Source organism: Bradyrhizobium sp. USDA 4474 (genome assembly GCF_054057515.1).
Map to the genome: position 1 here is coordinate 5120264 of NZ_JBSRZJ010000002.1, position 15979 is coordinate 5136242.

General features: G+C 58.8%; 11 protein-coding genes and 1 pseudogene. 10 read left to right on the forward strand and 2 right to left on the reverse strand.

Annotated elements, in window-relative coordinates; translation table 11 throughout:
- Positions 1-20: 20 nt before the first annotated feature.
- Both ACVW16_RS25745 and ACVW16_RS25750 read left to right on the forward strand, forming a co-directional pair.
- Positions 21-740 (forward strand): haloacid dehalogenase type II, encoded by a 720-nt coding sequence (locus ACVW16_RS25745; RefSeq protein WP_456701828.1) that lies wholly within the window; start codon positions 21-23, stop codon positions 738-740.
- A gap of 50 nt (positions 741-790) precedes the next feature.
- A complete protein-coding gene (locus ACVW16_RS25750; protein WP_456701829.1) occupies positions 791-2272 on the forward strand; it encodes an aldehyde dehydrogenase in 1482 nt (493 codons plus the stop codon).
- Between the two features lie 172 nt (positions 2273-2444).
- Here ACVW16_RS25750 and ACVW16_RS25755 read toward each other — a convergent pair whose 3' ends face one another.
- Positions 2445-4076, reverse strand: a complete 1632-nt coding sequence (locus ACVW16_RS25755) for a GMC family oxidoreductase (RefSeq protein WP_456701830.1) — start codon at positions 4074-4076, stop codon at positions 2445-2447.
- Between the two features lie 148 nt (positions 4077-4224).
- Here ACVW16_RS25755 and ACVW16_RS25760 point away from each other — a divergent pair, with 148 nt between their 5' ends.
- Positions 4225-5559 (forward strand): MFS transporter, encoded by a 1335-nt coding sequence (locus ACVW16_RS25760; protein ID WP_456737675.1) that lies wholly within the window; start codon positions 4225-4227, stop codon positions 5557-5559.
- Positions 5560-5615: 56 nt separating this feature from the next.
- Here the strand turns inward: ACVW16_RS25760 and ACVW16_RS25765 are convergent, their stop codons facing one another.
- A complete protein-coding gene (locus tag ACVW16_RS25765; RefSeq protein WP_456705184.1) occupies positions 5616-6359 on the reverse strand; it encodes a GntR family transcriptional regulator in 744 nt (247 codons plus the stop codon).
- A 368-nt stretch (positions 6360-6727) separates the two neighbouring features.
- Here ACVW16_RS25765 and ACVW16_RS25770 point away from each other — a divergent pair, with 368 nt between their 5' ends.
- The 7 genes and pseudogenes from ACVW16_RS25770 to ACVW16_RS25800 all read left to right on the forward strand — a co-directional run bounded on the left by ACVW16_RS25770 (position 6728) and on the right by ACVW16_RS25800 (position 15978).
- Positions 6728-7843 carry an isocitrate/isopropylmalate dehydrogenase family protein gene (locus ACVW16_RS25770; RefSeq protein WP_456701831.1) on the forward strand — a complete coding sequence of 372 codons (1116 nt, stop codon included), beginning with the start codon at positions 6728-6730 and terminating at the stop codon, positions 7841-7843.
- Positions 7840-8139, forward strand: coding sequence for a putative quinol monooxygenase (locus tag ACVW16_RS25775; RefSeq protein WP_456701832.1), 300 nt, complete (start codon positions 7840-7842; stop codon positions 8137-8139). The genes ACVW16_RS25770 and ACVW16_RS25775 overlap by 4 nt, the downstream gene beginning before the upstream one ends.
- A gap of 346 nt (positions 8140-8485) precedes the next feature.
- Positions 8486-9469: a D-2-hydroxyacid dehydrogenase gene (locus ACVW16_RS25780; RefSeq protein WP_456701833.1), complete on the forward strand. Its 984-nt coding sequence runs from the start codon at positions 8486-8488 to the stop codon at positions 9467-9469.
- 253 nt (positions 9470-9722) lie between these two features.
- Positions 9723-11163, forward strand: a pseudogene (locus tag ACVW16_RS25785) (NADP-dependent glyceraldehyde-3-phosphate dehydrogenase).
- A 491-nt stretch (positions 11164-11654) separates the two neighbouring features.
- On the forward strand, positions 11655-13193 hold the full coding sequence (locus ACVW16_RS25790; RefSeq protein WP_456701835.1) for an aminoacyl-histidine dipeptidase: 1539 nt from the start codon (positions 11655-11657) through the stop codon (positions 13191-13193).
- Positions 13194-13240: 47 nt separating this feature from the next.
- Positions 13241-14389, forward strand: a complete 1149-nt coding sequence (locus ACVW16_RS25795; RefSeq protein WP_456701836.1) for a sugar ABC transporter substrate-binding protein — start codon at positions 13241-13243, stop codon at positions 14387-14389.
- Positions 14390-14445: 56 nt separating this feature from the next.
- A complete protein-coding gene (locus ACVW16_RS25800) occupies positions 14446-15978 on the forward strand; it encodes a sugar ABC transporter ATP-binding protein (protein WP_456701837.1) in 1533 nt (510 codons plus the stop codon).
- Position 15979 lies beyond the last annotated feature (1 nt).

Sequence of the window (15979 nt, forward strand, 5' to 3'; positions counted from 1 at the left end):
CCGCCAAGGTCGCAAGCAAGATGAAAAATTCGATCAAGGACGTCAAAGCCATCGTGTTCGACACCTTCGGAACGGTGGTCGACTGGCGGGGCAGCATCATCCGCGATCTAACCGCCTGGGGAAACAACCAGGGCATCCAGGCCGACTGGACGGCGCTGGCGGATCGCTGGCGGGACGAGTACGAGCCGGAGAAGAACCGGGTGCGAAACGGAGAGATCGGCTGGACCAATCTCGACGAACTTCACGCGCATGCGCTCGAAAAAGTGGCAGCGCAACTCGGCATCAAGGACCTATCTCCGTCTCAGATGCAGCACGTTAACTGCGTCTGGCACAGGCTGGACGCATGGCCCGATGCGGTCGAGGGCCTCACGCGCCTGAAGCGGAAGTTCGTGATTGGCCCGCTCTCGAACGGAAACGTCGCGCTGCTCGTCAACATGGCGAAGCACGCGGGGCTCCCCTGGGACAACGTTTTTTCATGCGAGCTTTTCCGTCACTTCAAGCCGCATCCGGAGACCTATCTTGGAGTTTGCCGGCTGATGTACCTCGAGCCTGGCGAGGTGATGATGTGCGCCGCCCACAACTACGATCTCGCGGCGGCTCGCAGCGTCGGGCTGAAGACCGCATTCATCCCGCGTCCGACCGAGTATGGACCCGGGCAAAAGACGGACTTGGCCCCAGCGGGAGACTGGGACGTCGTCGCAACTGACATCATCGATTTCGCGCGGCAGTTGGGGACCTGAGCCACCGGGGAACGCAGTCGCGGAAATCGTAAAAACCAAACGGTGAGAGCATGCAATCCTACAAGATGTTTATCGGCGGCCGGTGGGTCGATGCAGCCGGTGGCGAGCGGTTCGAAAGTCAGAACCCCTTCACCGGTAAGTCCTGGGCGACGATCCCGCGGGGAAGCCAAGTGGACGTCGATCAAGCCGTCGCAGCCGCCAAATCGGCGTTCGCGGCCGGGCCTTGGCCGAAGCTGACACCAAGCGAAAGGGGCCATCTGTTACGTGGTCTGGGCGATCTCATTGCCGAGAACGCCGAAATGCTCGCGCGTGTCGAGGTGACGGACAACGGAAAGCTCATCAACGAGATGGCGTTCCAACTGCGCTATATTCCACAGTGGTACTACTATTTCGGCGGGCTCGCCGACAAAGTCCAAGGCGCCGTCATTCCTATCGACAAGCCCCAGACGTTCAATTTCACGCGACAGGAGCCCCTGGGCGTGTGCGTGGGCATCACCGCGTGGAATTCGCCTCTGCTTCTTTTGGCATATAAGCTCGCACCAGCACTCGCCGCAGGCAATACCTTCGTCGCCAAGCCGTCCGAGTTCACATCAGCCTCGACGCTCGAATTCGCCAAGCTGGTCGAGAAAGCGGGATTTCCGGCGGGAGTCTTCAACGTCATCACCGGCTTCGGAAGCGAAATCGGAGATGCTCTGACGTCCCATCCGGATGTGGCCAAGATCGCGTTCACAGGCAGCGAAAACACCGGTCGGCATATCGGTCAGGTTGCGGCCCGCACGTTCAAGAAGGTCACGCTCGAGCTCGGTGGAAAGTCTCCTCACATCGTCTTCGACGACGCGGAGATCGACAATGCGGTCAAGGGCGTGATCTCCGGAATCTTTGCTGCGACTGGTCAGACGTGCATCGCGGGTTCGCGCCTGCTGGTCCAGCGAAGCATTCACGATCGTTTTGTCGAGCGGATTGTCGAGTTCGCCAAGCGTGCCAAGAAAGGTGATCCGCTGCTGACGAGCACACAGGTCGGCCCGGTCACCACGCCTCCGCAATACCGCAAGATCCTCGAATACATCGGAGTCGCCAAGGACGAGGGCGCGACGTGCGTGCTCGGAGGCGGTCCGGCAACTGGTCCGGACGTCGGAAACGGGGGCTATTTTGTCGAGCCAACCATCTTCACTGGCGTCCGTAACCAGATGCGGATCGCGCAAGAGGAGGTCTTCGGACCTGTACTGGCTTGCATCCCGTTCGACGACGAGGAAGAGGCGCTCGCGCTCGCGAACGACACGACGTACGGCTTGGCCGCCGGCTTCTGGACCCGCGATATTCGCCGGATCCTGAGGATGTCTGAACGACTGCAGGCGGGAACGGTTTGGGTGAACACCTATCGAGTGATCAGCTATTTGTCGCCACTCGGAGGCTACAAGCACTCGGGCATCGGCCGAGAAAACGGACTCGACGCGATCCAAAACTATCTTCAGACCAAGAGCGTCATGATCAGCACGGCTGAAGACGTAGCAGATCCGTTCGTAATGCGTTGACGGTTTCTGCCAGCTAGAGCTGGCCCGAAGCGCTTCTTCAACTGCAAACGGCCGCGCGAAGGTCCGCGGGATCAACGTGTCCTTTCCGCTGGCAGGCCGGTCGTCTGCTTTCCTCCCCTGGAGAACTTGGCCGCTGCCCTCGGCAGCGGCCATTTTTCTCGAAAGGAGGCCGTCATGCCGCCAAATCCGAGCCGGCGGCGCTTTTGCCGCGGATCAAGTCCGAGGCCTTTTCGGCGATCATTAGCGTCGCAGCGTAAGTGTTGGCCGATGGCATCATCGGCATGACCGATGCGTCGACGATCCGCAGACCCGACAGGCCGTGCACGCGAAGTTCGTTGTCGACTACAGCGCCCGGATCGCTTGCCGGGCCCATGCGGGCGGTGCCCACGAGATGGTAGCACGTGCTCCCGTTCCGGTAGGCGAAGTCCAGCAATTCGTCGTCCGATCGCACGTCAGGCCCCGGAAGCGTCTCGTGGGAAACGAAGTTCGTCATCTCGGGCGTCGACAGCAGTCGTCGGATCAGCCGTAGGCCACCGAGCGTGGCGTGCCGGTCGGCCGGCTCGGCGAGGTAGTTGGGCTGAAGAATGGGATCGTCGAAAACGTCGACCGATCGCGCGCGTACATAGCCAGAACTCTGCGGCCGGTGGGGCCAGGCGCCTGCCGTGAATCCCGGGTAGTCGTCCAAAACGTAGACCTCCCCCTGCTTGTAGGAGCCGGGCGTAAAGACACATTGTAAATCTGGCGTATCTAGACCGTCGAAGGACTTCCAGAATACATGGACCTGCGAAGGTGTGGTCGCAAGGATGGTCGGCCGTCCCATTGCCCATCGGGCGATCTGGCCCCCCAATAGGTAGCCGCGCGACAACTCGTTGAGGGTGATCGTACCCTTCCTGGCTCGTACCACGACCCGCACGGCGTAATGATCGCGAAAGTTCTCGCCGACCCCCTTGAGCTCGTGCCGAACTTCCACACCGATGCTGCGAAGCAGATCCGAAGGGCCGATGCCCGAAATCTGCAATAGGCGCGCGGTGTTCGCAGTACCGCTGGATACAATGACTTCGCGGCGCGCCCGCACCTCAAGGGGCGCATCGCCACGTCCCCTCAAGTAGCGGACCGCTACAGCCCGTCCCGATTCGATGACCACTTCACATGCGCGCGCCCCCGTCCTCAAATCGAGATTTGTTCGACCAAGTGCCGGTTTTAGGAACGCTTTCGCGCTGCTGATACGCAGCCCTCTGTTTATCGTGCGCTGGAAATATCCTACGCCCTCTTGCCGTCCCCCATTGTAGTCAGCGTTGAGCGGAATTCCCAAGCCAGCGCAGCCCCGGATGAACGCCTCGGAAGCCGGGTGAATCCAATCCATGCGGCTTACGGGAATGCCGTCGTCGATCGGTGGATCACCCTCAATTCCGATCCTGCGAACCGAACGGCGGAAGTAAGGCAGAACATCGTTCCATCCCCAGCCCCGGTTGCCGCGTTGGGCCCATCCGTCGAAGTCCGCCGGTTGCCCACGGTTGTAAACCATGCCGTTGATGGACGAGCCGCCTCCGAGCGTACGGCCTTGCGTCGTCGAGATAGCCCTACCGCCAGTTAGCGCCGTTGGCTCGGTCTTGAACTGCCAGGTGCAGGAAGGGTCAAAGAGCGTCTTGATGAAGCCTGCTGGTATGTGGATGAACGGATTGCGATCCGCGGGGCCGGCCTCGAGAACGCAGATGCTCGAACTGCCGTCGGCCGAGAGGCGATTTGCCAGGACACAACCGGCGGCTCCAGCCCCGACGATAATATAGTCGAATTCCTCGGGCATCGTATCCCTTTCTCACATCGTTCTTTACTCGCCAAGGTGCCGCGTAACCTGGCTCGGGAAAACCCTTGCAGCAGCGGCTCGTTTCTGCAATTGTGACAATAATGCATACATTAAAGAATGCTGTAAAGATTGCGAAGGAGGATAGCAGATGAGCTTGGAAATGCCCGCTCAAGATCCCAAGGACGATCCGCTCTACAAGAAGGTGACGCGCCATGTAATGCCGTTGCTGATCACCTGCTACACAGTCTCCTATCTGGACCGGATCAACATCGCGTTCGCCAAGCCGCAAATGATGGGGCAACTCGGTCTCAACGAAGCCATCTACGGGCTTGGTGCCGGCCTTTTCTTCCTTGGTTATGCGGCATCGGAAGTTCCCAGCAATCTACTGCTCCACTACTTCGGTCCGCGACGTTGGCTGGCTCGAATTCTCCTGACCTGGGGTCTGATCTCGATGGGAATGGCCCTCGTCTGGTCGGAATACTCGTTCTACATCCTGCGCATCGCACTCGGAATCGGCGAGGCGGGTCTGTTTCCCGGCGTCATCTTCTACATGATGCGCTGGTACCCCACGGAACGTCGCGCGACCGTCACTTCGCTGTTCTATCTGGCCGCGCCGCTCGCGGGTATCTTCGGTGCACCGCTCTCTGGGTTAATCATCGCGAACATGCACGGCGCAGGTTCACTCGCCGGTTGGCAATGGATGTTCATTCTGGAAGGCCTTCCTGCCGTCGTTTTGGCGTTCGTCGTCTGGTACAAGCTCAGGGACAACATTGAGGATGCGCCTTGGTTGACGCGGGACGAGAAGGTTCGCCTGCGCGCAAACATCGAATCGGAGAACACCAGGAAGCCGGCGCTCGGAATTGCCGGGGTCTTCAAGAACATCGACGTGCTCATGCTGGCCGTCATTCTCTTCGGCATCGTGCTCGCACAGTCGGGGGTGTTCTTCTATTTGCCCTCCCTCATAAAGGGGGCGGGCGTGACCGACACCGTCCAACTTGGAATCTACTCCGCGATCCCGTACGCCGGAGCGGTCGTCGTGATGCTCCTGGTCGGCCGCAGTTCGGACCGCAAGAGGGAGCGAGGTCTGCACTTTGTCGGAAGCTGTCTGTTCGGCATCCTGGGCTTCCTGATCAGCATCTGGTTCAAGGACAGCCTTGTTATGGTTCTCCTGGGACTGAGCATGGCTCTCGGCGGCGTCATGGCCACGCTGCCCGTGTTCTGGAGCCTCCCGACCGCAGCCCTCAAGGGCATCTCCGCAGCCGCTGGAATAGCCTTCATCAACTCCATTGGCCTGACGGCGGGCTTCTTCTCGCCGTTCATAATCGGATACCTCACCCAGTCCACCAAAACCCTCGACCTGGGGATCTACTGCGTCGCGGCGATCTGGGGCGTTTGCGTGGCCGTGTCTGTCGCATATTTCCTACGGCAACGCTCGCGGTCGATGCCGGCGACGGCACAGACGAGTCTGGGAACCGCATCTTGAGGCCGATGCGCGCCCGTTTTGCCGGGCGCGCAGCAACTTCCGAGAGCCGCCACGACCTAGCCGATCTTGGCCAAGAGGTCGGTCAGAAGACGCCCCGCCCGCTCGCGGTGTTCCCGATGGATGCGCACCGCGGCTTCCGCATCGCCCTTGGCGATGGCTTTGACGAGGGCGGCATGTTCGCGGTTCGACTGCGTGGGTTTGGGCCGAAGTCGCAAAGTCAGCAGGCGCGCGCGATGTGCTTGCGACCAAAATTGATCGACGGTCTGAATCAGGCGGCCATTACCGCAGCTATTGATCAGTGTCCGATGGAAGTCCTCGTCCGCCTGCGCCCATCGCTCCAGATCGTCCCGCTCCAGCGCGGCGTCCATGGCCTTGACGGCTTTGTTGAGCGAGGACAGTGCGTCTGCATCGATCCCGCGCTTGGCAACGAGCCCGGCCGCCGTGGACTCCAGGCTTGTAATCACCTCGTATATCTCGCGCATGTCGTCGGCAGAGACTGGGAGAACGCGCATTCCGTGTCTGGCGCGTATCTCGACGATACCCTCCGCGCGCAGTCTGACCATTGCCTCTCTCACGGGAGTACGGCTCATACCCAGCCGAGCCGCCGCCTCGAGTTCGAGAACGAAGCTGCCCGGAGCGATCCCGCCACTCAGGATAAGCTCCCGCAGGCGGGAATAGGCGACGTCTGCCTGGTTCGATCGAGTTCCGCGTGAGGGCGTTGCTCCCGAGCGTCCTCGCGGCGGGAGTTTCCGTTCGATTGCCTTGCGATCGGGCGAATTTCTTTGAGGCTTGGTGGTCATTACGGCCCGCTATGTGTCGTTCTTGTGCGTTCTTCCGGTGCGACAAACGAGTTTCGAGGCACCATGTGCTTTGCGGCCCAGACTAGGCACGCTCCGCGGAAAAAGAGAAGCGCGTGTCTGATCTTCCCTCAAAAAATGCGTGGATGATAGGCGCTCCGATTCGACGAATCTGCGTCTTGGGTATCGAGAATCCCACCGTCGGTGCTTGCGACAAGCGCGCGGTCGGGTTACTGTACATTAATGCATGCGTTATCGCATTCGAAAGTGGTATACTCGCCGTCCGGCCAGCATATTGCCTGTCCACGTCGGCGTAACGCTCGCATGCCGGCGCGATCATTCCGACTTGAACGCAGATATGGAGACGCCCTTTGACCACCTCATCGAACTACCTGGATATTGCGGTACTCCCCGGCGACGGCATAGGACGCGAAGTGATGGCGGCCTGTCTGGAATTGCTGGCGGCCGTCGAAACCAAGGCAGCCGGAGGGCCGGCCCTAAAAACCACGATCTGGAACGCGGGCGCCCAATATTACGCGACGAGCGGCGAAGCCTTGCCGGACATGACGCTCGATGCCTGCCGAAAGGCGGACGCCGTCCTGTTCGGGGCAATGGGGTGGCCGGATATCAGGCATGCGGACGGTACTGAGATTATTCCGCAGCTGGATCTGCGTATGGCGCTGGATCTTTACGCCGGCGTCAGACCCATTCGCTGGTTTCCGGGGCTGCCTAACGTTCTGTCGGACCCCCGGGCGCGCGACATCGACTTCGTGCTTATCCGAGAACAGACGGAAGGACTGTTCTATGCCAGGGGTAAGGGAGAGCTGATCGACGATCGCGATGCCTATGATACGATGCACATCAGCCGGACTGGAACGGCGCGAGTCAGCGATTTCGCCTTCCGTGTTGCCGAGCGACGGCGAGCGCGCGGCAAGAGAGCCAGAGTCACCTGCGTCGACAAGGCCAACGTGTTTGCCTCGATGGCCTTCTTTCGAAAAGTTTTCGGCGAAGTGGCGGCTCAGCACAGCGGTATCGAAGCGGATCACGCCTACGTGGACGCCATGGCTCTCACCATGGTGAAGAAGCCGTGGACGCTCGATGTCATGGTGACGGAGAACATGTTCGGCGACATCCTTTCGGATCTCGCCGCGGGTTTGATCGGAGGCATGGGGATGGCTCCTTCCGCCGACGTCGGCGATAAGCATGCCCTGTTCCAGCCGGCTCACGGCACAGCGCCGGACATCGCAGGCCAAGGAAAGGCAAATCCCTGCGCGATGTTCCTATCGGCAGCGATGATGCTCGACTGGCTCGCCGAAAAACACAATGAACCTCGCCTCGAGACACGAGCGCGCTTGATCGAGAGTGCGGTCGAAATCGCGCTGTCTTCCGGCGCCGTTCCGATGGAGCTTGGCGGCACGGCGGGCTGCGCCACGGTTACCCGTGAAACGATCGCGGCACTTTCGAGCGCCATGAAGGAGGTCGCATGACGGGAGGGTTCGTAGTCACCGTTAGCTTCTCGATCAAGGCCGAATACCGGGCGGATTTCCGCAAAGCAATGTCGAAGAACGCTGCCGATTCTCTCAAGCTCGAGCCGCAATGCCGTCTTTTCGAAGTCTGTGAGGCGAAGGAGGGGGCTGAGGTCTTCCTCTACGAACTTTACGACGTCAAAGACGCCTTCGACGCTCATCTCGCCACCGAACATTTCCGGAGCTTCGACCGGTTGGTTTCCCCATGGGTGGTCGACAAGCGCGTAACGACCTACTCGAAGGTCGACCCTGATTAGTAGGAAGGACGAACTGAAGCTGCCGCTAGGCTGCATCGCAGATGATTCCCCCATGGATCTCGCCGGCGGCGCATGAAAGGCTGAGTGCGCTCCTTTCAGTCGAGGTCGAGCCTCAACGCCGCGGCACGAGCACAAAAGAACATCTGCGAGGCATCGAGACTTTCCAGATCAGTTGACCAGAAATCATCTATCCGGAGGTATTTTTCGTTTTATCTCATCGGAAGCATCGTCCCATATAGTGGGAGAACCGCCGCTGACGTTGGTTGATTTCTCGCCGCGCGCTAGATCGCCGCAGTGACGCGCTATCGGATCCGGAAGTTTGTACTGTTCGGCAGAGGGACGAAAGATGATTCATAACCAATTGGCCAAGATCGTGTTTCTCGATCGCGACACCATGCCGTCTCAAGTCAACCTGCGACCATTCGCTTTCCCGCACGACTTGCGCGAGTTTTCTGCCACGAAGCCAGATGAGATCGGCGATAGAGTGGCAGACGCGCATATCATCATCACCAACAAGGTGCCGCTGAGCGCAGCAACGGTCGCTAGGGCGCGCAATCTCAAGCTCGTCGCTGTCGCGGCAACGGGGACCGATATCGTGGATCTTTCGGCCTGCGCTGCGAGAGACATAACCGTATCGAACATCCGGAACTACGCGACAAATACCGTCCCCGAACACACCTTTGCACTGCTGCTGGCATTACGCAGAAGCCTAGTCGCTTACAGGGATTCCGTGCGTTCTGGTCGCTGGTCGGCATCCGGCCAGTTCTGCTACTTCGATCATCCGATCCGCGACCTGGCCGGATCGGTTCTTGGCATCATTGGCGATGGCGCGTTGGGCAGAGCGGTTGCGGACATCGGTCGCGCATTCGGAATGCGAGTCCTCTTCTCGTCCTACAAGGGTATCTCTGGAATGGGACCGCTGTACACGCCATTCGAAGACGTCCTGCGCATGAGCGATGTGATCACCCTCCACGCACCCCTTACGTCCGCCACGCGAAACATGATCGCTGCTCCCGAGTTCGCGCTGATGGACCGCAGACCCTTGCTAATAAATACCGCAAGAGGCGGCCTTGTGGACGAAGCTGCCTTGGCTGAAGCTCTTCGCTGTGGGCACATTGCCGGCGCTGGATTTGATGTTGCTACCGTCGAGCCTCCGCCCGACGATCACCCGCTCGTGCGTTTGACCGATCTGCCGAACTTCATTCTTACCCCGCATGTGGCATGGGCAAGTCGAGAGGCCGTCCAGTCGCTCGCGGATCAGTTGGTAGACAACATTGAAGCATTTTGGAGCGGCCGTTTGAAGAATGTCGTAGGGCCGCCTGCGGCCTAATCATATTCAGAACCTCCAGGACCAATGAACCGAATGTGACAGCGAAGAATTGTTTTCTGGAGGTGTTATGGATTTCGGCCATCTGAATCGATTGTTTCCTACCGCTGATGATCCTGGCTTGCGCGAAGTTGCGATTGCACCCGTCGAGCAGCGCAGAATCCTGGTTGGTGGCGAGCTCCACGATTGGACGGGGCCGACTAAGAACGTCCTCTCGCCTGTACTCGTGCGGGGGAGCGATGGCGAATTGACGCAGATGCGGTTAGGTAGCCATCCGTCAGGGAAAGTCGAATCGGCTCTCGCCGCACTCGACGCAGCGGTAGCCGCCTACGACAACGGTCGTGGCGTCTGGCCGACGATGCGCGTTGCAGATCGTCTCGCCGCGATGCAGAAATTCGTCGCCCGTATGAGCGAATGTCGAACACTCGTCTCGCGTCTTATCATGTGGGAGATAGGAAAGACGCTTGCTGACTCGGAAAAGGAGTTTGATCGAACGATCGAGTACATCAGGCAAACCATCGAAGCTCTACGCAACCTCGATAATGCCAATTCGCAGTTCCAGATCGTCGATGGGGCGGTCGGCCTAGTGCGCAGGACGCCATTGGGCGTTGTTCTGTGCATGGGGCCCTACAACTATCCGCTCAACGAGACGTTTGCGACGCTGGTTCCTGCCCTGATCATGGGCAATACCGTCGTGTTCAAGCCGCCGCGCAACGGCGTTCTATTATTCGAGCCGCTATTGGAAGCGTTTCGTGATGCATTCCCGGCTGGCGCTATCAACTTTGCTTACGGCGAGGGAGCCGAAATCATTCCTGCCCTCCTTGGTACTGGGCAGGTGAATGTGCTGACGCTTATCGGCTCGAGCCGGGTAGCGGATCATCTCAAGAAAGTCCATCCAAAGACGAACCGTCTGCGCGCAGTTCTTGGACTCGATGCCAAGAACGCCGCAATCGTCATGCCTGATGCCGACATAGCACTTGCTGCGCGCGAATGTCTGATGGGAGCACTCACGTTCAATGGTCAGCGCTGTACGGCTCTGAAGATGCTACTCCTTCATCGCGATATTGAACAAGCGTTTATCTCGGAGTTCGTTCAGCGTCTGGACGAACTTAGAGTTGGAATGCCATGGGAATCTGGGGTGACCTTGACGCCGTTACCGACTCTGGAAAAGGCGAGACAGATGACTGCGCTGCTCGATGATGCCGTCAGCCTCGGCGCACGCGTTTGCAATTCGGGGGGAGGCGCGGGCAGCCGGCACTCTGTTTTATCCGGCGGTTTTGTATCCGGTCACGCCGGCAATGCGATTGTATCGCGAAGAGCAGTTTGGTCCATTAGTCCCAATAATGCGCTTCGACGATCCTGATATTGCACTTGACTACGTTGCGACCTCGGACCACGGTCAACAGGTCAGCCTGTTTGCGCGAGATCCTAGCCTAATAGGTCGGATGGCGGACTCGCTCGTCAATCAGGTCTGTCGCGTGAACATTAACTGTCAGTGCCAGCGCGGACCCGATGTGTTTCCTTTCACCGGAAGGAAGGACTCCGCCGAAGGTACGCTGTCGGTTACTGATGCGCTGCGCTCGTTTTCTATCCGCTCCATGGTGGCAGCGAAATACACGCCGCCCGCGCGCGATATCCTCAATGCGGTTGTCGAAGGCCACCATTCTAGCTTCATCCATACAGATTTCATCCTCTGACCTGATTCGCGCTTTGCGCAGGACGACGTCCCTCGAAGGGCAGGCCTCCGCCTCTGTTCTCGATTCCGTGCGGCAAATCGCTTGGGCCCGGATCGGCGGTGAGCAATATTCCGTTCGAAACTCCTAGGATTGCGCCTGCTTTGACCTGTGTCCCACGGTCGCACGCTGGTGGATCGGCCCAAGGCAGGCGCAGCGGAAGCGTTTATCAACCCAGCAACGCTACTCGTGGCGGTCATAAATCACCAATGACATTTAAGGGCCCTTCTGTCGAGTTGGCAGATGGGTCGTCATCCTCGGCTTTCACCCAAGCGGATGAAAAGCCTGGCTCCGGTGTGTCAATCACCCAGAGTTGCTCCTTGCCTTGAGCGTACTCGCATGAATGCGGTTCACCTAACTGGGCAAGTAATTCGTTTGATGCGAAATTTATAGTTCTTATCATCATAGTCTGAAGCGAGCGCATCTAAGCGGCGCCGGAAGATGGGAGGAAGATGATGTCTGCGCACCAGACCTTGACCGATAGTGTGAACGGACGACGGACCGAGAACCGAGCCGTTGGTGGTCAGACGAACGACGTCCTTTCCGGCCTTAAACCCGAAATCTTCTTTCGCTATTTTGAAGAGATCAGCCGCATCCCGCGAGGCTCGTACAACGAGAAGCAGGTGAGCGACTATATAGCCAGGTTCGCGCGAGATCGTGGGCTCGAATACTTTCAAGACGACATTCACAATATCCTCGTGAAGAAGCCTGGTACGCGTGGGTACGAGAGCGCAGCTCCCGTAATCTTCCACGGTCATACCGATATTGTGTGCGAAAGCGATGAAGGCGTGGACCACGATTTCGAGAAGGAGGGCATTAAACTCCGCATCGATGGTGACTTCATTCATGGCACGGGCACGACCCTCGGCGCGGACAACACGGTGGGCGTCGCCCTCGCCTTATCGGTGCTGGACTCGACGGATATTCCACATCCTCCCTTGGAGGTCGTACTCACTGTGCAGGAGGAAGTGGGAAAGGGGGGTGCGCAGCATTTCGACGCCTCTCGCCTCACTGCGAAGCGGTTGATCGATTTTAACTGGCACGATCCCAAGAGCCTATTCGCGGGTTGCGCGGGCGATATCTCGGCCCGCTTCCGGATTCCCATCGAATGGCAGAAACCGCCGGCTGGCCTCACGACCCTGCGCGCGTTCGTGAAAGGGCTCAGCAGCGGTCACTCGGAGTTCGACATTCATCTCGAACGTGCGAATGCGATCGTCCTTCTCGCCCGACTCCTTGGCGCGCTCATCGATGAGCTGCCGACAAGGCTTGCCTTAGTTAAAGGAGGCGTCAATCGGTACGTCATCCCCGGCGATGCCGAAGCGATCCTGCTCCTGCATCAAGCTGATTTGGACCGCGCGAACGAAATCGTCAGGAGTGTTTCGGCGGATCTCAAAAAAGAGTTCCTCGTCAGCGACCCCAAGCTCGAGGTCGGGTTGGAGCGCCACACTGAAGCTGTGGAGCGTGTCTTCTCGGACGTCACCGCCAACTCGGCCGTGCAGGCCATCACGCTCACGCCGAATGGCGTCCAGAGCATGAGCCTCACCATTGCCAACCTGGTAGAGAGCTCGAATACGATCGCCTTGCTGTCGACAAGCGACGAGGAGGTGGAGATTGTTTCGACCATTCCGAGTGCGATCAGTTCGCGACGGTACGCGATCCTGAAACGCATCGAGCGACTGGCTGCACTGATGGGACGCGGAACAAAGGTTACGACGTTCGCCGATTGCCCCGAGTGGCCTTACAATAAGGACTCGAAGCTCTTGGCTGTGGCGACCCGCGCCTATGAGGAGACCTTCAAGGTCAAGCCGCATGTAGAGGTGTCCCACTCGAGTCTCGAACTCGGCCTCTTCAACAAGAAAATTCCCGGTATCGACATGATCTCGATCGGGCCCGAGGCGTTCGACGTCCATACGACCCGAGAGCGCCTCAATCACACGACTGTCGAACCAATTTGGCGGCTCTTGAGGGAAATCCTCCGCAATCTGAAAGAGTAGCGGCAGGACAACGCATCGAGCGAAACGGATCGTTTGCGACGCTCCGCGTGGGCGGAGCGTTCGGCGAGGGCTGCCCGCGCTTTGCGCGTGCAGCAAGTGCAGTACGGAAAAAACATCGGAGGGGAAACATGAGACGTTCTATTAGCGTGCCGTTTGCTGCTGCCTTTATGGCGGCGATGATCGTTCCGGGGGTGACGCGTGCCGCTGACTACGGCGCCGTATTTCCCGGAATTCTCATGGACAAAGTGATTCCGGCGACCGGTAAGGAGGCGAAGCCGCAAGCCAAGAGCAATCGGCCACTCAAGGTCGGCTTCCTGCCGACGGCCATGGACACCTACTATCAACGGGTCTTGGCTGGCGTTAAGGAGGAGATCGACAAGTTAGGCGGACCTGGCACGATCCAGTTGCTCGTTCAGGCGCCAAAGAGCCAGTCCGCGACGGACGATCAAGTCCGCACGATGGAGGCTTGGATCAACGAGCACGTCGACGCGATCGCTGTCGCTCTCTACAACGAGGGCGCGTTGGAACCCCTGATCCGGCGGGCGACTGAGGCCGGCATTCCCGTGTTCCTGTTCAATTCGCCCGTCGCCGACGATCCATACTATGTGAGTGATATCGGATACGACCAAAGCGACGGTGGACGTGCTCAAGCCCAGTGGATCGTAGACCACTACAAGGACAAGGGCGACGTCAAAATCGCCATCTTGGAAGGGCTGCCCGGACCGCATACGGCTCAGCGCATGAAGGGCTTCAATGAGATCATCTCGAAATACCCGAACCTCAAGATTGTTGCGAAGCAGCCTGCCGGCTGGGTGCGAGCGCAAGGTCTCAGCGTGACGGAGAACATGCTCACCGCGCATCCGGACATCGACATTCTCGTCGCGCTCTACGACGAGATGGCGTTGGGCGGCCTCCAGGCGCTGAAGGCAAGGAAGCTGAACGGCAAGATCGCGATCGTTGGGTACGAGAACATGAAGGAAGCCAATGACGCGATCAAGGTCGGCGACTTTGCCGCGACGGTGGATACCGGCGCCAAGGAAGAAGGGCGCAATATAGTCCGTGCCGTCGAACAGTTCGTCATGAAGGGCGAGGGCGTTCCGAAGAAGATCTTCGTCGCTCCGAAGACATACGATGCCAACAACATCGGCACGTTCAATCCGTCCGACTACATCTACGTCGCGAAGTCTACGAAGTAGTGGCTGAGGAGAGAGCCGCGCGTTGCGCGGCTCTCTACGTTGGAAGGATCTCTCTAATGAGTCAATCGGAACAAGCTCTGAAAATCACGGGCGTCGGAAAGAGATTCGGCGCGACCAACGCGTTGTTCAATGTTTCGATGACCCTCGCCAAAGGCGAAGTGCTCGGCCTGGTCGGGGAAAACGGTGCCGGCAAATCCACGCTGATGAAAATTCTAGCCGGCGCTCACGTCCCTGACCAAGGAGAAGTCGAGGTCAACGGCGTACGCGTCGATATTCGCGAGCCGGCGGATGCCCAGCGAGTTGGAATAAGTATCATCTACCAGGAGTTGAGTCTATTTCCCGATCTGAATGCCGTCGAAAACATCTTCATCGGCCGTGAAATCTCAATTGGCGCGACGCCAAAGCTCACTTCGCCACTTCGAAAAAAGACTATGCGCGACCGCGCGCAGCAGATCTTGAGCCAGGTGCTGAATGTCGAACTGGACCTCGCTTGCCCGGTCGGCTCACTCACGCTTGCCCAGCGCCAGATCGTAGAGATCGCTCGGGCGTTGAATTCGAACGCGAACATCCTAATCATGGACGAGCCAACCGAAGCACTCGAAAGAGCGGAGAGAGAGCGGCTTGTAAGGATCATCAACGACCTCAAGCGGGCAGGTAAATCCGTCATATACGTATCCCATAAGCTGGACGAGGTCCTGACGATCTGTGATCGCGTGATCGTCTTGCGCGATGGAGCGTGCGTCGCGGACCTGCCGGCATCGGCGCTTGACGTTAGCAAAGTGATCAGCCTGATGATCGGCGGCTCGCTTGGAAAGCAATTCCCGGCCAAGACGAGTCCAGGCGTGGATCCAATCCTCAGGGTAGAAGGGCTCTCTCGAAAAGGAGCCTTCCAAGACATTTGCTTCAACCTACGTGAAGGAGAGATTTTAGGCATCGCGGGATTGGAGGGATCAGGCAAGAGCTCCCTCGTAAGGGCATTGTTTGGAGATGGGGCAGCAGATGCTGGCAATATTTCCCTGAAAGGGAAGCCAGTCGCGATCGATTCGATATCATCCGCGATGCGCAGCGGCATTGCGTTTCTTCCCGCCGAACGAAAGACGCAAGGCATTTTTGCCGAACACAGCGTCGGGTGGAATTTGACTGCTCCTAGTCTGCCCAAGCTCGGCGGCATCCGCCTAAATCGACGCGCGGAGCGAAGCTGGTGCATCAAATATATCAAAGAGATGGGAATTAAATCCGAAGGTCCTCACCAGCCGATCGGGCGCTTGAGCGGCGGCAACCAGCAAAAAGTGCTGCTTGCAAGATGGCTATTGACCGAGCCCGAAGTGATGCTGCTCGAGGAGCCGACCCGCGGAATCGACATCAAGGCCAAGGCAGACGTCTACCAGTTGATCGTAGCCAGTTCTCGGATGGGCAAAGGGATCATCGTCGTGTCATCCGATAGCACGGAGCTGATCGGACTGTGCCACCGGATTCTCGTGATGTTCGAGGGAGAAGCTGCCGGAATTCTGGATGCGTCTTCCACGAGCGAAGAGACTATCGCCTCGCTTTCAATTCAACGGACATATGAGGGGAATCGTGGAGGATAGG

Coding starts and splice junctions, on each gene's coding strand:
- ACVW16_RS25745 (WP_456701828.1), top strand. CDS start 21: ATGAAAAATTCGATCAAGGACGTCAAAGCCATCGTGTTCGACACCTTC.
- ACVW16_RS25750 (WP_456701829.1), top strand. CDS start 791: ATGCAATCCTACAAGATGTTTATCGGCGGCCGGTGGGTCGATGCAGCC.
- ACVW16_RS25755 (WP_456701830.1), bottom strand. CDS start 4,076: ATGCCCGAGGAATTCGACTATATTATCGTCGGGGCTGGAGCCGCCGGT.
- ACVW16_RS25760 (WP_456737675.1), top strand. CDS start 4,225: ATGAGCTTGGAAATGCCCGCTCAAGATCCCAAGGACGATCCGCTCTAC.
- ACVW16_RS25765 (WP_456705184.1), bottom strand. CDS start 6,359: ATGACCACCAAGCCTCAAAGAAATTCGCCCGATCGCAAGGCAATCGAA.
- ACVW16_RS25775 (WP_456701832.1), top strand. CDS start 7,840: ATGACGGGAGGGTTCGTAGTCACCGTTAGCTTCTCGATCAAGGCCGAA.
- ACVW16_RS25780 (WP_456701833.1), top strand. CDS start 8,486: ATGATTCATAACCAATTGGCCAAGATCGTGTTTCTCGATCGCGACACC.
- ACVW16_RS25790 (WP_456701835.1), top strand. CDS start 11,655: ATGTCTGCGCACCAGACCTTGACCGATAGTGTGAACGGACGACGGACC.
- ACVW16_RS25800 (WP_456701837.1), top strand. CDS start 14,446: ATGAGTCAATCGGAACAAGCTCTGAAAATCACGGGCGTCGGAAAGAGA.